The sequence below is a fragment of the Alterinioella sp. B-7 genome (assembly GCF_056857775.1).
On the sequence record NZ_JBSXNT010000017.1, the window covers coordinates 1 to 14,753 of the forward strand.

The 14,753-nt window shown below is 67.7% G+C and carries 15 protein-coding genes and 1 pseudogene; 6 read left to right on the forward strand and 10 right to left on the reverse strand.

From position 1 onward, the window contains the following. Positions 1 to 795, reverse strand: a pseudogene (locus AC13C7_RS01450) (hypothetical protein); the annotation flags it as partial. A gap of 226 nt (positions 796 to 1,021) precedes the next feature. On the opposite strand from AC13C7_RS01450, the gene AC13C7_RS01455 reads away from it, so the two are divergent. Continuing rightward, entirely contained in the window at positions 1,022 to 1,903 is an 882-nt protein-coding gene (locus AC13C7_RS01455) for a recombinase family protein (protein WP_482866385.1), read from the forward strand. Between the two features lie 18 nt (positions 1,904 to 1,921). Here the strand turns inward: AC13C7_RS01455 and AC13C7_RS01460 are convergent, their stop codons facing one another. Both AC13C7_RS01460 and AC13C7_RS01465 read right to left on the reverse strand, forming a co-directional pair. Continuing rightward, positions 1,922 to 3,028, reverse strand: a complete 1,107-nt coding sequence (locus tag AC13C7_RS01460) for a ParB/RepB/Spo0J family partition protein (protein WP_482866386.1) — start codon at positions 3,026 to 3,028, stop codon at positions 1,922 to 1,924. After that, the gene (locus AC13C7_RS01465; RefSeq protein WP_446117445.1) at positions 3,025 to 4,380 is read right to left on the reverse strand and encodes an AAA family ATPase; all 1,356 of its coding nucleotides are present in this window, start codon (positions 4,378 to 4,380) and stop codon (positions 3,025 to 3,027) included. Before AC13C7_RS01465 ends, AC13C7_RS01460 begins: the two co-directional genes overlap by 4 nt. Positions 4,381 to 4,839: 459 nt before the next feature. Between AC13C7_RS01465 and AC13C7_RS01470 the strand changes: the two genes are divergently transcribed. The 3 genes from AC13C7_RS01470 to AC13C7_RS01480 all read left to right on the forward strand — a co-directional run bounded on the left by AC13C7_RS01470 (position 4,840) and on the right by AC13C7_RS01480 (position 6,245). After that, entirely contained in the window at positions 4,840 to 5,559 is a 720-nt protein-coding gene (locus AC13C7_RS01470; RefSeq protein WP_482866387.1) for a DnaA N-terminal domain-containing protein, read from the forward strand. 73 nt (positions 5,560 to 5,632) lie between these two features. Continuing rightward, a complete protein-coding gene (locus AC13C7_RS01475) occupies positions 5,633 to 5,860 on the forward strand; it encodes an AbrB/MazE/SpoVT family DNA-binding domain-containing protein (RefSeq protein ID WP_172321073.1) in 228 nt (75 codons plus the stop codon). Beyond that, on the forward strand, positions 5,850 to 6,245 hold the full coding sequence (locus tag AC13C7_RS01480) for a PIN domain-containing protein (RefSeq protein ID WP_446117443.1): 396 nt from the start codon (positions 5,850 to 5,852) through the stop codon (positions 6,243 to 6,245). The genes AC13C7_RS01475 and AC13C7_RS01480 overlap by 11 nt, the downstream gene beginning before the upstream one ends. Positions 6,246 to 6,259: 14 nt before the next feature. On the opposite strand, the gene AC13C7_RS01485 is transcribed toward AC13C7_RS01480, so the two are convergent. The 5 genes from AC13C7_RS01485 to AC13C7_RS01505 are packed head-to-tail and all read right to left on the reverse strand — an operon-like array spanning position 6,260 to position 10,570. Continuing rightward, the gene (locus tag AC13C7_RS01485) at positions 6,260 to 7,468 is read right to left on the reverse strand and encodes an NnrS family protein (protein WP_482866388.1); all 1,209 of its coding nucleotides are present in this window, start codon (positions 7,466 to 7,468) and stop codon (positions 6,260 to 6,262) included. Between the two features lie 24 nt (positions 7,469 to 7,492). Beyond that, positions 7,493 to 8,404, reverse strand: coding sequence for a ubiquinone anaerobic biosynthesis protein UbiV (ubiV, locus tag AC13C7_RS01490; RefSeq protein WP_482866389.1), 912 nt, complete (start codon positions 8,402 to 8,404; stop codon positions 7,493 to 7,495). A 5-nt stretch (positions 8,405 to 8,409) separates the two neighbouring features. Further along, positions 8,410 to 9,408 (reverse strand): ubiquinone anaerobic biosynthesis protein UbiU, encoded by a 999-nt coding sequence (gene ubiU, locus AC13C7_RS01495; RefSeq protein ID WP_482866390.1) that lies wholly within the window; start codon positions 9,406 to 9,408, stop codon positions 8,410 to 8,412. A gap of 11 nt (positions 9,409 to 9,419) precedes the next feature. Next, positions 9,420 to 9,965, reverse strand: a complete 546-nt coding sequence (gene ubiT / locus AC13C7_RS01500; protein ID WP_446117439.1) for a ubiquinone anaerobic biosynthesis accessory factor UbiT — start codon at positions 9,963 to 9,965, stop codon at positions 9,420 to 9,422. Beyond that, on the reverse strand, positions 9,962 to 10,570 hold the full coding sequence (locus tag AC13C7_RS01505; protein ID WP_482866391.1) for a DUF2478 domain-containing protein: 609 nt from the start codon (positions 10,568 to 10,570) through the stop codon (positions 9,962 to 9,964). The genes ubiT and AC13C7_RS01505 overlap by 4 nt, the downstream gene beginning before the upstream one ends. 179 nt (positions 10,571 to 10,749) lie before the next feature. Here AC13C7_RS01505 and AC13C7_RS01510 point away from each other — a divergent pair, with 179 nt between their 5' ends. Together AC13C7_RS01510 and AC13C7_RS01515 are read left to right on the forward strand one after the other, a co-directional pair. After that, positions 10,750 to 11,163, forward strand: a complete 414-nt coding sequence (locus tag AC13C7_RS01510; protein WP_482866392.1) for an RrF2 family transcriptional regulator — start codon at positions 10,750 to 10,752, stop codon at positions 11,161 to 11,163. Positions 11,164 to 11,189: 26 nt separating this feature from the next. After that, the gene (locus AC13C7_RS01515; RefSeq protein ID WP_482866393.1) at positions 11,190 to 12,374 is read left to right on the forward strand and encodes an NnrS family protein; all 1,185 of its coding nucleotides are present in this window, start codon (positions 11,190 to 11,192) and stop codon (positions 12,372 to 12,374) included. A 54-nt stretch (positions 12,375 to 12,428) separates the two neighbouring features. On the opposite strand, the gene AC13C7_RS01520 is transcribed toward AC13C7_RS01515, so the two are convergent. Together AC13C7_RS01520 and merA are read right to left on the reverse strand one after the other, a co-directional pair. Next, the gene (locus AC13C7_RS01520) at positions 12,429 to 12,950 is read right to left on the reverse strand and encodes a TlpA disulfide reductase family protein (RefSeq protein WP_482866394.1); all 522 of its coding nucleotides are present in this window, start codon (positions 12,948 to 12,950) and stop codon (positions 12,429 to 12,431) included. Between the two features lie 327 nt (positions 12,951 to 13,277). Beyond that, positions 13,278 to 14,735, reverse strand: a complete 1,458-nt coding sequence (merA, locus tag AC13C7_RS01525) for a mercury(II) reductase (RefSeq protein ID WP_407925874.1) — start codon at positions 14,733 to 14,735, stop codon at positions 13,278 to 13,280. Positions 14,736 to 14,753: the final 18 nt, after the last annotated feature.

The window sequence follows — 14,753 nt, forward strand, 5'->3', positions numbered from 1 at the left end:
CTCCATGCCGTCAAGCCATCGCGCCAGACGGTCGGCCGGTGAGCCGTCCGCGCGCAGCCCCCCTGCCCCGCCGATGACCAGAGGCGCAAAGACTGCGCCCTTGCCGTCGCTGCCCGCGATCCGGCCGGCCGTGACTGCCGCTTCCATTCAGTCACCCTGCCCGCCGAGTCCCGCGAGCTTCCACAAGTGATAACCCGCGCAGGCGCCGCTTATCGCGTGAAGATCGGCGGCTTGTGCCATCAGGTCGGGCCATCCTCCCGCGCGGTCCGCGAACGGCTCGGGTTCATCTGCCATGTTCTCGGGATCGCGACGGTCGAGGAAGGCAGACAGGTCCACCTCTGGGCCTGGCCCCCCTGTTAGACGACGTACCGCCCAACCGACACGCGCGAGTGCGGCGGTGTCGTCTTGCAGGCCGGAAATGCGCAGGGACATCCAGAGCGCCAGCCGATCCGGACCGATGCGGTCACCCGCGAACCAGCTGAGATCGGCAGCCTCGATCAGGGCGAGCCTGTGCCGCCATCCTTCCGGGCTGCGCTTTAGTCGGTCGTCCAGCGCGCCGACGCGACCGGCCACACGGGCAAGACGCGCGGCATGACCCGCCTCTGCTTTCCGCCAATCGTCGAGAGCCTCGGCTTCACGCGGCTCGGCCCGCGGTCCGGGTGGCAAATAGTCCGGCTCCTCTTCCATGGGACCGGGCAGGAACCACAGATCGTCCTCGGACGACTCCTCCACCTCCTCAGCATCGAGGAAGAGAGCGTCCGAGTCATCAAGAAAGGCAGGCGCTTGAGGCTTCATATGTGCAAAATAATGGGATTTTGCATTTTACCCAAGGGTTTTGTCGGGTTGCACCCACGCTCATCATATAGCACGCGCGGGCGATGGTCGGCGAGGGCGCTCTCATCGCGCTCAGCCTATGGAAACCAAGGGCTCTGCGCTGAGCAGGACCACAGAGAGTGCTCTTGCATCCGTTTACAAACGGTCGTTTAGTGGTGATACCCTAAATTGCAAACGGCCCGTTTCCATGCCCCTGATAGGCTACGCCCGCGTCTCCACAGAGGATCAGACCCCCCTGCCCCAGTCCGAGGCCCTGAAATCCGCGGGTTGCGCCGAGATCCATGAGGAACACGCCTCGGGCGGCAATCGCGCGCGGCCGGTGCTGGCGCGGGTGTTGGAACGCATCGGCAAAGGCGACACGCTGGTCGTCGTGCGGATCGACCGCCTTGCGCGGTCGCTCTCGCATCTGCTGGAGGTGATCGAGCGGCTGGAGGCCAAGGGTGCGTTCTTTCGCTCGATCCAAGACCCGATCGACACCGGATCCCCACAAGGCAAGTTCACGCTCCAGGTCCTGGGTGCCGCGGCAGAGTTCGAACGCGCTCTGGTCCGCGAACGCACCAAGGCGGGGCTTGCCAGCGCGCGCATAAAGGGCCGCGTGGGTGGCAATCCGGGTTTGCGGGCCAAAGACCCTGCCGCGCTGCGCAAGATGCGGCTGGCGCGACAGGATGGCTATATGGAGCGCCTGAACGCCTCAGCGCAGGATTGGGTGCCGCAGGTCCGTCGCCTCCGGCCAGACATGGCCTGGGAAGACGTGCTGCGCGTCGTCAACGGCCCCCTGCCCCACGACCGCCGCTGGACGCAAAGCCGCCTGCTGCGGGCCGTGAACGCCTATGTCCGCGACGGGTTCCTGCCGGAGACCGTCCTTGGCCGCGCCGGACGGCGCGCGGGCGATGACCGCCTGCCCGCCATTGTCGCCGCCATCAAGGGGGCTGACCCCGATATTACCTTGCAGGCGATCTGCGACCGGCTGGAGGCGATGCGCGAACGCACGCCGCGTGGGCGCACAAGCTGGCAGCCGTCTTCGGTCAGGATGCTGCTGGACCGCGCCGAGAGGTTGGGGCTCTTGTGACCTTATCCGCGGGTAAGGTCACTCCAACCCGTCGACCAGCGTGGCAATCGCCTGTTCCAGCCGCGCGCGGTCGATCGAGGTGAAGTCGCGCGCGACCTTGATCTCCAAGCGGCCCTGACCGGCGGTGCATTTGACCTGGCCATGGGCGCTGCGGATGTGAAAGGTGGTCTTGGCCTTGGCGCCGCCCTGCCCCGCCCGCGCGCCGGGTTTCGCCGCTGCGGCACCGTGCGGCAGGATGTCGAACTCATCCGCCTTGGCGTAGCGGCGCAGCACGTCCAGCTCGTCGCGGATGTTGTGGTTGTCGCCAAGCGCCCTGACCTCGCGGCGGATGCCTTCGGCCAGTTCGGGCCGGTCCTTGAGCAGCCGCGACAGCTCCACCCCCAGGGCGCGGGGGATCTCGGTCGGGAAGCTCAGCGCCGTCCCGAGACTGTCCAGCAGATGCGCGAAGGAGCGGATATAGCTGCGCTTGGAATAGGGCGCGGACTGGAACAGAGCGGCGACAGCCTCGCCCAGATCGGTGGCCTCGGTGGCCGGATCGGCGGCATAGTTCTGCGCGGCATAGGCCATCTCGGCGAAGGACAGATCCTTGCGGATCACGTTCTCATCCACCATCCGGCGATAGAGCCCGGAGACATCGGCCGCCCCCGGCAGGACCAGCGCGGGGATGCGCGCCCATGCCTCGTCGCCGGTTTCCTCAAGCAGCTTGCGATAGGCGCAGAGCCGCCGGTAGCCCTGCACCAGTTCGACCCCGGTGCCATCGGGGCGCGGCAGCACGCGGATCGGGTTGGACAGGCCAAGCTCGCGGATCGAGGTGATCAGTTCGGCCATCTCCATGTCGTCACCGGGCAGGCGGTCGCGCACCAGCAGGTAGCAATGCACATCGTCGAGCGGCACCGACTGGACGACGTGCCCCGCCTCGCGCAGGGCCACGTATTCATGCGCCAGCGCGTCGTTCTCCTCGCGGATGGCCTCGGCCGCGGACCGGCGGGCCTGCAACGCCTCGGCGTTCTCGGAAATGGCGCTGGCCATCGGGCCACGGCGTTGCGCGGCGGGGGCCGGTGCCTCGGGCGTCGGGGCATCGTCCTCGGGCAACTCGATATCGAACATCCGTCTCTTCCGGGTCATGTCTGGTCTCCTTCCACCAGCGGCGCGGACGCGACCTTATCCGCGGGTAAGGTGTCCGTCGCCATCGCCTCCCAATGGGGCAGCATCGTCTCTTTGAATTCGCCATAGGCGCGGTCGAAACTGGCCCTGGCGCGGCGCCAGGTCTCGCGGGTCATGTCGCGGTAATCCATTTCGTAGATCGAACTGAGGAACCGCCCGGATTGTTCGACCGCGCGAGTCATCTCGACCGGATGGCGCGCCAGCTTATCATCAAACACCTTACCAAAAGCTTCAAACATCGCCCGGTGCAGATCATTGCCGGGCTCGTAGCGGGTCAGCAGGAAACGGATGTCGTGGAACACCTTGGGCAGGGCGATCTTACCCGCGGATAAGGTGCCCTCGAACCCGTGCGACAGATCCTCCAGCGCCTCGCTGAGCTGGCCGATGAAGCTGGTGGTGCTGTCATATTCCCAGTAGCCGGGACCGGAGGGGATGTAGAGCATGTCGGCGGCAAAGACCGCGTTCATCGACTGGTAGCCGATGGCGGGCGGGCAATCGAACAGGATCAGATCCCATTGGTCATCGGGCAGCTGGTCGAGGAAGCGGCTGACGGCGGCGAAGAAGGACCATTCCGGGTTCAGGTGGCGATACTGGGCCGAGGCGAATTCCACGAAGGCCGCGTTGGCGCAGGACGGAATCAGGTCGATGGTCGGCCAGTTGGTCGGCTGGATGAAGTCGGCCAGCCGCAGGTCCTGGAGGCCCAGATCGGTGATGCTGGACGGGATCGCGCGGCGGGGCAGGGCGGTGCCGCTGGCCGCGCCGCGCGGGGCATTGTTCTGCATCTCGGTCTCGCGCACCAGGTCGCGGGCCATGATGCCCCAGACGGTGTTTTCCTCGCTGACATCGGTGAGGCCCATCGAGTGGCTGAGCGTCGCCTGCGGGTCGAAATCGACGCAGAGCACCCGGTAGCCATCCAGCGCGGCGGCATGTGCGAAATGCAGCGCCACCGTGGATTTGCCGGCACCGCCCTTGAAATTGGCGATCGCGGTGCGGAAGGCGCGGCCTGCCGGACGCCGGGGCCGCAGCGGCTTGCCGCGCGGCTTGAGCTTGCGGCGCAGGGTGTTGACCTCGTCCAAGGTGAACCAGCGCTGGCGCCCGTCAGGCTCGACCTTACCCGCGGGTAAGGTGGGATCGGCGGCCAGCTTGCCCCGGAAGGTGGACTGATTCATGCCGAAGATCAGCTCCGAGACCTCCCAGGAGGAGAAGCGGCGCAGGGTCTTCTCGCTCTCGGGTGAGAAGGTCTGCTGCCGGATCCAGCCCTGCATCTTGAGCGAGCGGGCCTGAAGTGTTCTGAGATCGGTATGGGTAAGCATAGTGCCTCGGACGTAGATAATGCGGTTTTCACGATTTACGCTGAAGTTGCGCAATTTGTCGAGACCGTTATTCTTACATGCAAGGCGGAAAACCTGCGGTCCAGGCCCAGGCGGGGCAGGGCGCGCGCGGCGAATCGGCCCGCCGCCACGCGCCATCGCCTGTCGGAGATCCGCCGACGTATTTAGGGGGACGGACGGAGGCGCCAACAAGATGTTGGGGGGACACACAGGCCATTTCGGGGGGCACGCAGGACGTCCCCCAATACCAATACATACCTCTTTTCAATCTGATATTGATTTCCGGATTGCGGCATCGGATTCGAATCCTTGACAAATTTCGCGTTTCCAACGCTAATCAGGCCATGATCGGGAAAAGCGTCTAAGATCGCCTTTGCGGAAGACAAAGGGCGGCGCCCACCCGGAGGCAAACCAGGCACGGCACCGGGGCAGGAGCTTGACGTGGCACAGAACAAGTCAGCGGGGTTCGCCCCAGCGAAAAGGATCACCGGGCCGGGTGCCGCGGCAGTCAAATACGATATTCTCACGGCGCTTCTTGTGACCGCGGCGCGCGGCGATGCCGTCGAGGCCCGCCTGGCCCTGCGGCTGTCGCTGCTCATCACCGCGCGGTTCAACTGGCGCAGCGGCTGTTTCGCCGTCGGCCAGAAGGAAATGGCGCGGATGTGGGGCGTGACCGAGCGCACCGCGAAACGCGAGATGGCGCATCTGCGCGGCCTCGGCTGGGTCGCGGTGTCGGTTCCGGCGGCGCGGGGCAGGGTGGCGCAGTACCGCATCGACCTGGACCGGGTGCTTGGCGCGACGATGCCGCATTGGGACGCGGTCGGCCCCGATTTCGTGGCCCGGATGAGCCATGCGCCCGAGCCGGAGACCGACAGCAACGTGGTGCCGCTGAGGCGCGACCTGACGCTTCCCGACGCGGATGGCACCGGATGGGATGGGGCGGCGCGGCGATTGCAGGCGCAGGATCAGGCCCTTTACAGCGCCTGGTTCGCGCCGTTGCAGGTGCTGGAGGTGGAGAACGGGATCCTGACGCTGCTGGCGCCTTCGCGGTTCATCGCCAGCTATGTGCGCACCCACTACCTGACCCGCCTGCTGGCCGCGATCACGGCGGAGAACAGGGAAGTTCGGGAGGTTCAGATCGTCTGTGAGGGGGCAGGGTAGGGGGGCGAACCTTGTTTTCCGAGCGCCGTGGATATACATTGTCATATAGATATACACGGCGCAGGAGGCAGCGATGCAAGTTGCAAAATGGGGAAATTCCCTTGCGGTCCGATTGCCCGCAGAATTGGTGCGTGAGCTTGGCCTGAAGGAAGGCGACCAGATTGACCTGGTGAAGGACAACGACGCGGTGAGGGTTCAGCGTCGGGCACGTGCCGACGAGGTGCTTGAGACGCTGCGCGCGTTCCGGGGCCGGTTGCCCGCGTCCAAGAGATTGAGCCGTGACGCCGCGCATGAGCGCTGAATTTGCCGACACGAATGTCATCCTCTACCTGCTGGATGACGGCCCCAAGGCCGATCGGGCCGAGGCGATCGTGGGGCAGGGGCCGCGCATCAGCGTGCAGGTTCTCAACGAAACGCTGGTCAATTGCCGCCGCAAGGCCGGTCTGACCTGGGACGAGACCGGGTCGTTCCTGGCCGGCATCCAGGCCCTTTGCCCGGTAGAAGACCTGACCCTGCACACGCATGAGGTAGGGCGCGCCCTGGCGGAACGCTACCGGGTCTCGGTCTATGACGCGATGATCGTCGCGGCAGCCCTTGTTGCGGGCTGCACCACGCTGTGGACGGAAGACATGCAGGATGGGCTGCTGATTGAAGACCGGCTTCGGCTGGTCAACCCGTTTGCCTGAGACGGGCGCGGGGGTCACCGCAGAGGACGCGGGGACCGGCGCAGCAGCAAGCGGCCAAACCCCGCCGCGAAACCGCCGAAGGCGGCGATCCAGAGCAGCCCCGAAACCACGAAGAGAAGCGATGCGACCTCGGGCCATAGCGAGGCGGCGACCCGGGCCGAGACCGACAGCACAAGGGCGATATGGATTGCGAGAGCCAAGCGCCCTGCGTGAAGGGGCTGGCCGGTATGGGTCAAGATCGTGCGCATCATGACGGCAAGCGTCATCACACCGATCGCCCCGGCCATCCACAAATGTTCCGCCGCCGCCGCCCCGAGCCAGCCGGGCGCGAAGATGCTGGTTGCCAGTGCCAGAGCGCCAAGCGGCACGAAGGCGTAGCCCGCGTGCAGGACGGCCACCAGGGGGTCGGCGAGGGTGCGGTGCCCCGCCCAACGGGCCAGGCGGACAAGGTGCAGGAGCCCCGCCAGCAGCAGAACGCCACCGGTCGCCGGGTGCCGCGGCGAGATGAGCCAGAGGATGAGGGCGGCCAGCAGAACCAGCAGCGCGAGCTTGTCAAAACGCTGCATCGGAGGCGCGGGAAGGAGGCTCGCGCCGCGCCTGACCAGCCAGTTGCGCGTGAAGGACGGCACCAGACGGCCTCCGGTCACGGCAATCAGCATGACCGCTGTTCCAAGGCCAAGCCGCAGGCCAACCCCGTTTGCGGCGTTCGCGCCTTGCGCGGCCTCCCAGTGAAAGAGGAGGTTTCCCGTCGTGAACATGGCCAGCAAGCCCAGGACGACAAGGTTTCGCCACGTCTTCCCCGCCACGATTTCGCGCGCGATGGTGGCGGCGAACACGACCGGAAAGGCCAGGTCGATCGCGGCGACGAGGAGCGGCGGCATCAAGGCGGACACCGCGATCACGATCCGTCCGAGCAGCCAGAGCAGGGCCAATGCGCCGAGGCGCCAGCCGACGATGGGCAGGCGGCCTGTCCAGTTCGGCACCGCGGTCAGCACGAACCCCGCGATCACCGCGCCGAGATAGCCGTAAAGAAACTCATGCGCGTGCCAGCTGACCGGGTCGAACGCGGTTGGCAGCGCGAGATGGCCGGTCAGCATCGGGATCCAGAGCACCATCGCGACCGTGGCCCAAACGCCCGCGCCGAAGAAGAACGGGCGCGGGCCATAGGTCAGGATCGCGGGGCCGGTCCAGGCCCGCATCTGTTGGGCGGTTGTCGCGGGCACGGGGGGGCGATCCCTGCAATGTGGTCAGGCGGGCGCGGCCAATGCGATCCGGCGATACCCGGCAGCGCCATGATAAAACCCGTTGCTGAGGTCCGTGCCGTCGCAGAGCGCGGCGAGGCGCGCATCGGCCTCGGGCACGGCAAGCGTGCCGTCCAGCACGGCGCGAAACAGCCGGGCGACCCCGACCATGTCCACCGCCTGCGGCATCAGCCGCAGATGGGTGACGCCGGCGGCGACGATCTGGCCTGTTTCGGGCAACAGGTCGACATAGCTTTCGGATTGGGTCTGGATGCCGTTCACGCGCAGGACCGGGCGGTTGTCCCGGGTGCGCAGGGGCATCCCGTCGGGATCCTCCTCGCAGACGAACTGGCAGTTATCCTTGGTCCGGCCATGGGCGCGGGCATGGTAGCAGCGCGCGGACACGGCAAGCGGCGCCCGGCCGAAGACCTGTATTTCGACGCCGAGCCCTAGCGCGCGGGCCGCGCCTGTGGCCACCGCGATGGCCTCGGCGGGCAATTCGGCGGGCAGGCAGACATGGGTTGCGCCCTGGCCCGCCATCCAGGCGATGGTCGCCTCGTTATAGGCGTTCATGAAGGGGCCGATGCGATGCGACCGGTGGCCGCGTTCATAGAGTCCGGCGGCATTGTTGATCTCGATCTCGGGCGCGTCCATCGCGGCGATGTCTGCCGTCGCCTTGCGTTCGCGTTTCAGCATCACCTCGGCCAGGGTCGAGAGGATCACGGTCTTGCCCCCGGCCTCCAGCCGCTCGATCGTGGCGGGCAGGTCGGCCTCGTGGAAGGGCGCGCGCTTGGAGCAGATCACCTCGCCCAGATAGACCTCATCCACCGGGGCCTCATCGGCAATGCGGGCGTAGAAGTCGCGCCGTGCCTCGGCGGACCAGTGATAGGCAATCGGGCCAAGGGTCAGTTTCGTCATCGCGGTCACCGCCATTTCTTCGTTTCGAATGCGCCCTGGGTCTGTTTCTGCCCTTCGGTCAGGGCGACGAGGTCGGCCATGTTCGCCTCTCGTCCGGCGCGGATGTCGTCGACCGCCTTGCGGAAGGCCCGCACGACGCCGCGCACATAGCTTTTCGAGCGCTGCCGCCCCTCGATCTTGAAGGCATGCACGCCCGCCTCGATCAGCTCGGGCAGGAGGCGGGAGAGGTTGAGGCTGACGGGTTCCTCGAAGGCATAATACCCCTCGGGCCGGTGCGGGGCGGTGTAGCGGCCCTTGCAGATCGTCGGATAGCCTGCCTTTTCGTCAGGCCCGAAACAGTCGATGGTGAACCCGGCAAGCTGCGAGGACATCGAGCCATCCGCATGGCGGGCATAGTCCACGTCCGAGGCGGGCGAGCAGACCCCGTCCATATTGGTCGATTGCCCGGTGAGGTAGTTGGTCAGGCTGCACCGCCCCTCGACCATCAGCCCGTGATTGCCGAAGATGAAGGTCTCGATCTCGCAGGGGATTTCGGTGCGAATCTGGCGGATCTCGGGGATCGTCAGGATGCGCGGCAGGACAACGCGCCTGACGCCGAAATTCTCGCAATAATAGCGGATCGCCTCGGGGCTGGAGGCGGCGGCCTGCACCGAGAGATGCAGCCGCACAGCGGGATGCGTGCGCGCGATGTAATCGGCCACGCCCATATCGGCGACGATGAAGGCATCGACCCCAAGCCGCGCGCCGGTATCGGCGGCCTGGCGCCACAGATCGACCTTGCCGGCGGGCGGATAGGTGTTGAGCGCCAGCAGCACCTTGGCGCCCTTGGCATGGGCATAGGCGACCGAGGCGGCCAGTTCATCGGGGGTGAAGTTCAGCCCCGGAAAATTGCGCGCATTGGTGGCATCCTGAAAGCCGCAATAGACCGCATCGGCCCCGGCATCGACGGCGGTGCGCAACGCGGCGGGGGTGCCCGCCGGGCAGATCAATTCGGCAAGACTCATCTGGTTTCCTGTCATTCACTGTCGTTGAGATAGGCCCGCCGAAGCCGCGCCAGGATCGCCCGTCCGGGCCGTCCGAACATGGCGGCGGTCTCCTCGGCGATGGAGCCGTCGACGTCGTCCAGCGCATTGCGCAGGCGCACCACCGCCTCGGTGTCGCCGGAGACCTCGAGATCGCGCGAGAAGAAGGCGGCATCGCCGTCCTCCTCGGAATCGACAAGCTCCAGCAGCAGCATGAACCGGCCCCGGATCACCGCCCCGGCCCGAGGGGCGGCATCGCGCGGCACGGCGCGGAAGATCAGCGCCTCGGGGTCGGGGCGCAGGTGCAATGCAAAGGGCAGCTCCACCGGGTCGATCAGGAAGTCCGTGGTCTGATGCGGCCCGAGCCGCGCGAAGAGCGAGGGGTGACGCGCCGCGATCCGGCGCACGGTGCGTGACAGGATCGGCTGCACCGCGAGGCAGGCCAGCCGGGACAGCGCGCCCGGTCCGGGTCTTGGTGCGCGGGGGGCGCGCGGAGGGACGCGCGGAGGGGCAGGGGGGGTGCTGGTGCCTGTGGTCATGATCGGGGCTCCCGTATGGCTTGCGCGCCGGACCCGGACCCCGTCCGATCCGGCAAGATTGCGTCGGGTTGTGACGGGGCAGGGCCTGCGTCACCGCGCCGGACAGCCGCCCGGCACCAGGCCAGGATCGCGGCCTCGTCGGGGGGCAGGGCGGTGGCCATGCCATCCGCGAAACGGTCGAAGGCGGCGCGATGGGCCGGGGTCAGCCCGACAAGGACGGGGATGCCACGCCCGAGCGCCTCGGCCATGAGCGCGCGGAAGCCGCGGCCCTCGGCCTCGCTCAGCCCGAACTTGTTGAGCATGAGCAGATCCGCGCCCTCACCGGCCAGGCGGTCGGTGACAATCGCGACCGCCGCTTCCAGCGCCCCGGCATCCATCCGGCACGCCGTCGATCCGGCCCCGAGATCCTGGGTGATCCGCGCCTCGGGCCCGTCCGGCAGCAGCGTCAGGTCGCTGTCGCAATGCCCGGTCGCGCCCGCGCCCCTGGCCGCGCGCAAGGCGCCGAGCAACCGGATCCCGTCGTGTTTCATCTGATCGGCAACCCTGGCCAGCACCCGGTCGGTTGCGCCGCGTCCGGGGGCCGAGACAGTCGCCAGCAACGTCACAGCCGCTTGCGCCTGTCCAGCGTGCGGACTGCACCCACCGCTCTCGCTCGCGTTCGTCATGGTCGGGTCTTCCAAGGCGTGCCGCCCCGCATCTTGCGGCACCGGCGGCGAATTGGTATCTGAATTGCGCATATCATCCGGCGATTGCGGAACTCAATTATCTTATCGGGAACGCGACCTTGCGCCTCACCTCCTTTACCGATTTCGGACTGCGCGTGCTGATGTGCATGGCAGGCCAGCCGACCCGCGCCTTCACCACCGCCGAGCTTGCGCGCGAGCTCCGGGTTTCGCGGCATCATCTGGCCAAGGTCATTTCGGCGCTTGCCGCGGCGAACCTGCTGGTGACGCGGCGCGGCGGCGGTGGCGGGGCGATGCTGGCGCGCGCGCCCGAAGCGATCAGGCTTGGCGATGTGGTGGCGCTGCTGGAGGCGGATCAGGCGCTGGTCGACTGCTTCGCGGCCAGCGGCGGCACCTGCACGCTGACCCCGCATTGCCGTTTGCGGGGGCGGTTGGCCGAGGCCGAGGCCGCGTTCATCGCCGATCTCAACCGCGGCACCCTGGCGGATTGCGTCATCCGTCTGGACGGTGTCTGACAGCGCGCAGTGAGGCCGGAGATCGCATGACCGCAGGAGACCTTTCGACAAGCGCGCACGGGAACCGGCCCCATGCTTCTGCGCATCGTCCGCTGTTCATCGCCGCCGGAACCTGGGCGATTGTCGTGATCGTCCTGTCCCAGTGGGGGCCGGTGCCGGATCCGGTCGCGCCCGGCCTGTCCTGGCATGCGCATGAAATGCTGTTCGGATTCGCCGCGACGGGATTTGCGGCATATGCCCTGACGGCGATGGCAAGTTGGGCGGGACCGGGGTGGCTGTCGCGCCCTGGCCTGGTCGGGGTGATGGCGGCCTGGGTGGTGTCGCGCCTGGCCGCGCTGGCGGGGGCCGGGGATGGAGGGTGGCTTTTCCCCGGCGCGTCGGCCGCCTTCATGACGGCCGTTTCCGTCATCCTGATCCATGCGGCCCTGCGCGCCCGGCAGAGGCGGGGGGCGATCCTGGCCCTCTTCGCCTGCGGTCTGACCCTGGGCCAGGTGGCGTTGCTTTCGGGGTTGATCCCGCCGCGCCTGCCGCTGCTGCTGTTCGCGCTGCTGCTATCGATGGTCGGCGGACGTATCGTGGCGGCCTTCACCTGGAACCGGGTCGGGCAAGATGCGTCAGGGCATGCGCGGGCGCGGGCCGCGCGATGGCTCGGTCTTGTCAGTGCCGCCGCGCTTGCCGCGATCTTGCTGATGGGCGCGACGCAGGAGGCTGGTGAGCTGACGGCGGGCTTGCTGCTGTTGGCCTCGATGCTGGAGATGGGCCGACTGGCGCTCTGGCAGTTCCGCGCGGTGAGGCGGGACGGACTGCTTTTGATGCTGCATCTTGCCTACGCGTGGCTTCCGATCGGGCTGGCGCTTGTCGCTCTGGTGCGACTGGGTCTGTTGCCGATCAGTGAGACGGACGCGCTGCACGCGCTGGCCGCGGGCGCGGTCGCCTGCGCGATCTACGCCGTGGCCGCGCGTGCCGTCGCGCGGCGGGGCGAGCATCTGCGGCCCGCGGTCGTCGATCTGGTCGGCTTTGGCCTGCTCTGGGTTGCCGCCGTGGCGCGGGTGCTTCCGTTGGAGGGCGCGATCTGGCAGGCTGCCGCGCCGATGCTTTGGGTTGCCGGTTGGGGGCTGTTCCTCTGGCGGCATGGGGCGGCCCTGCGCCAGCCCGCCCCACGGCCCGTCTTCAGCGGTCCGAAACTTCCGCGCCGGACCAGCGGGATATAGGCGGGCCGTCTCAGTGCGCCGCCGCGCCCTGGTCATGGGATGTGTCCGGCAACCTCATCTGCTCCGCTCAGCGATGACGGTCTGGAATTGTGCGATCGCCTCCGGGCTGTCCCATTGGGCGGGGCCGGTCAGACGGCCGCGTTCGCGCCCCTGCCGGTCGATCAGCAGGGTCGTGGGCAGCTCGATGACCGCGAAGGCGAACATCGCGCGGATCTCCTCGGCCAGGTACATGTTCAGATGCCGGATGCCGATCTGCTCGTAGAAGCGGCGCACCGGACCCAGTCCCGCCTGGTCGATGGAGAGCGGCAGGACGTGGAAATCGTCCCCACCGAGCCGTGCCTGCAGGCGGTCGAGTGTCGGCATCTCCTCGCGGCAGGGCGCACACCAGGTGGCCCAGATGTTGAGCAACACCACCCGCCCCCGGAAATCCGCCAGGCTCAGGGCGCGCCCGCCGCCATCCATGAAGGGCGGCGAGAGAATTTCGCGCGGGGTCTGGTGCAGCGGCATCAGGGGGCGCGCGGCTGCGGGCGCCGCGGCAAAGGCCAGCGCGCCGGCCAGCAGGTCGCGCCGCCTCATGGTGCGCACCATGAGGCGGAGACAGTCACGATGGATACGTCGCTCGCGGCAAGAGCGAGGATACCCCCGGAAACCAGTCCGACACCTGTCATATCGCCCTCCGCAGCTACGTGGTCAGGGCCGCCACCGCGAGGATCAGCATCGCAATCAGGAGCAGGTAGACAAGCCCTCGCCCCCAGCATCATGCCCGTCATGTGACCACTCATCAACCGGCCAGCGCCATCCCCCATGAAGCCCGTCATAGCCACGGCACCGGCGGATGCGATGGCCACGTCAGTTCCACCTCCGTTGGGCAGGCGGTCCTGCATCAGGGCAAAGGTGCATCCCTCACCCCGCGCAGCAGCTGAGTTTGGCCACGTCCTTGTCGAAGGTCTGCGCGGCGAGTTTCAGCCCCTCCACCGTGGTCAGGTAGGGGAAGATCGTCTCGCCGAGCGCCCGTGCGGTCATGCCGAACTTGAGCGCCATGGCCAGCGTCTGGATCGTGTCCGAGCCCTCGGGTGCCGCGATCTGGCCACCCAGAAGACGGTCGGTATCGGCGTCCGCGACCAGCTTGATCACACCACGGGTGTCGCGGGCGGCGGCGGCGCGGGCCACGTTGTCCAGGGTCAGCACGCTGGTCTTGACCTCGTGTCCCGCGGCCTTCGCCTGCTCCTCCGAAAGGCCGACACCGGCCACTTGCGGGTCGGTGAAGACAACCCAGGGCATCGCCGCGTTGTCATAGCGCATCGGCTCCAGTCCGAGGGCGTTGTTGATTGCCACCTTGGCGCCATAGGCCGCCATGTAGACGAACTGGTCGCGGTCGGTGACATCGCCCGCCGCCCAGACACCGGGCCGTGTGGTGGCCATGTCGGGGCCGACCTTGACCCGTCCGCGCGCATCGGTCTCTATCCCAAGGTCTTCCAGCCCGAGATTCCCGGAATTGGCCACCCGTCCGGTGGTCACGACCAGCCGTTCCGCCGTCAGCGCCTCGGTCTTGCCATCCCGGTCGAGTGCCAGAGTGACGCCGCCCGCAGCTTGTGCGACCGAGGTGTAGGCAAGGCCGGTCTCGACGGCGATGCCTTCGGCCATCAGCGCCTGCGCCAGCGCCTCGGCGACCTCAGGCTCGGCGCCGGGCAGTAGGCGCGAGCGGGTCACCAGCGTCACCTTCACCCCCAGCCGCGAGGCCATCTGCGCCAGTTCGCAACCTATGTAGCCGCCCCCCAGAACCATGAGGCTGTCGGGCCGGTCGGGCAGCGTCAGCAGCCCCCAGGAATCCAACGCCGCCACATCCTCGATCCCGTCGATTGCGGGCATGTGCGGGCGCGAGCCGGTGGCGATCAGGACACGCGGCGCGGAGATCACCCGCCCGCCGACCGTGACGCCACCCTCGACCAGGCGGGCGGCACCTTCGTCGATATAGGTGACATTCTCGTAGGCGGGCAGCAGGTCGACATATTTCTTCCGCCGCATCTCCGCGACCAGATCGGCGGTGCCTTCGACCACGGCGCCCCAGTCCACCGCGTGGGCGCTGGCCGCGATGCCGGGGAACCGGGCCGCCGACGCGCCGCCATGGACCGCCTCGGCGGCGCGGATCATCGCCTTGGACGGCACGCAGCCGACATTCACGCAGGTGCCGCCGATGGTGCCGTGCCCGACCAGCGCGACCCGCTTGCCGGCCTCTGCCGCCGTGATCGAGGCGGAGAACCCGGCCGATCCGGCGCCCACGACGATGAGGTCATATTGGTCGCTGCTGGCCTCTTCGGTCGAACAGCAGTCGTCCGCTTTGACGGTCTGGTCCAATTTGATTTCCTTATTCTGACAACC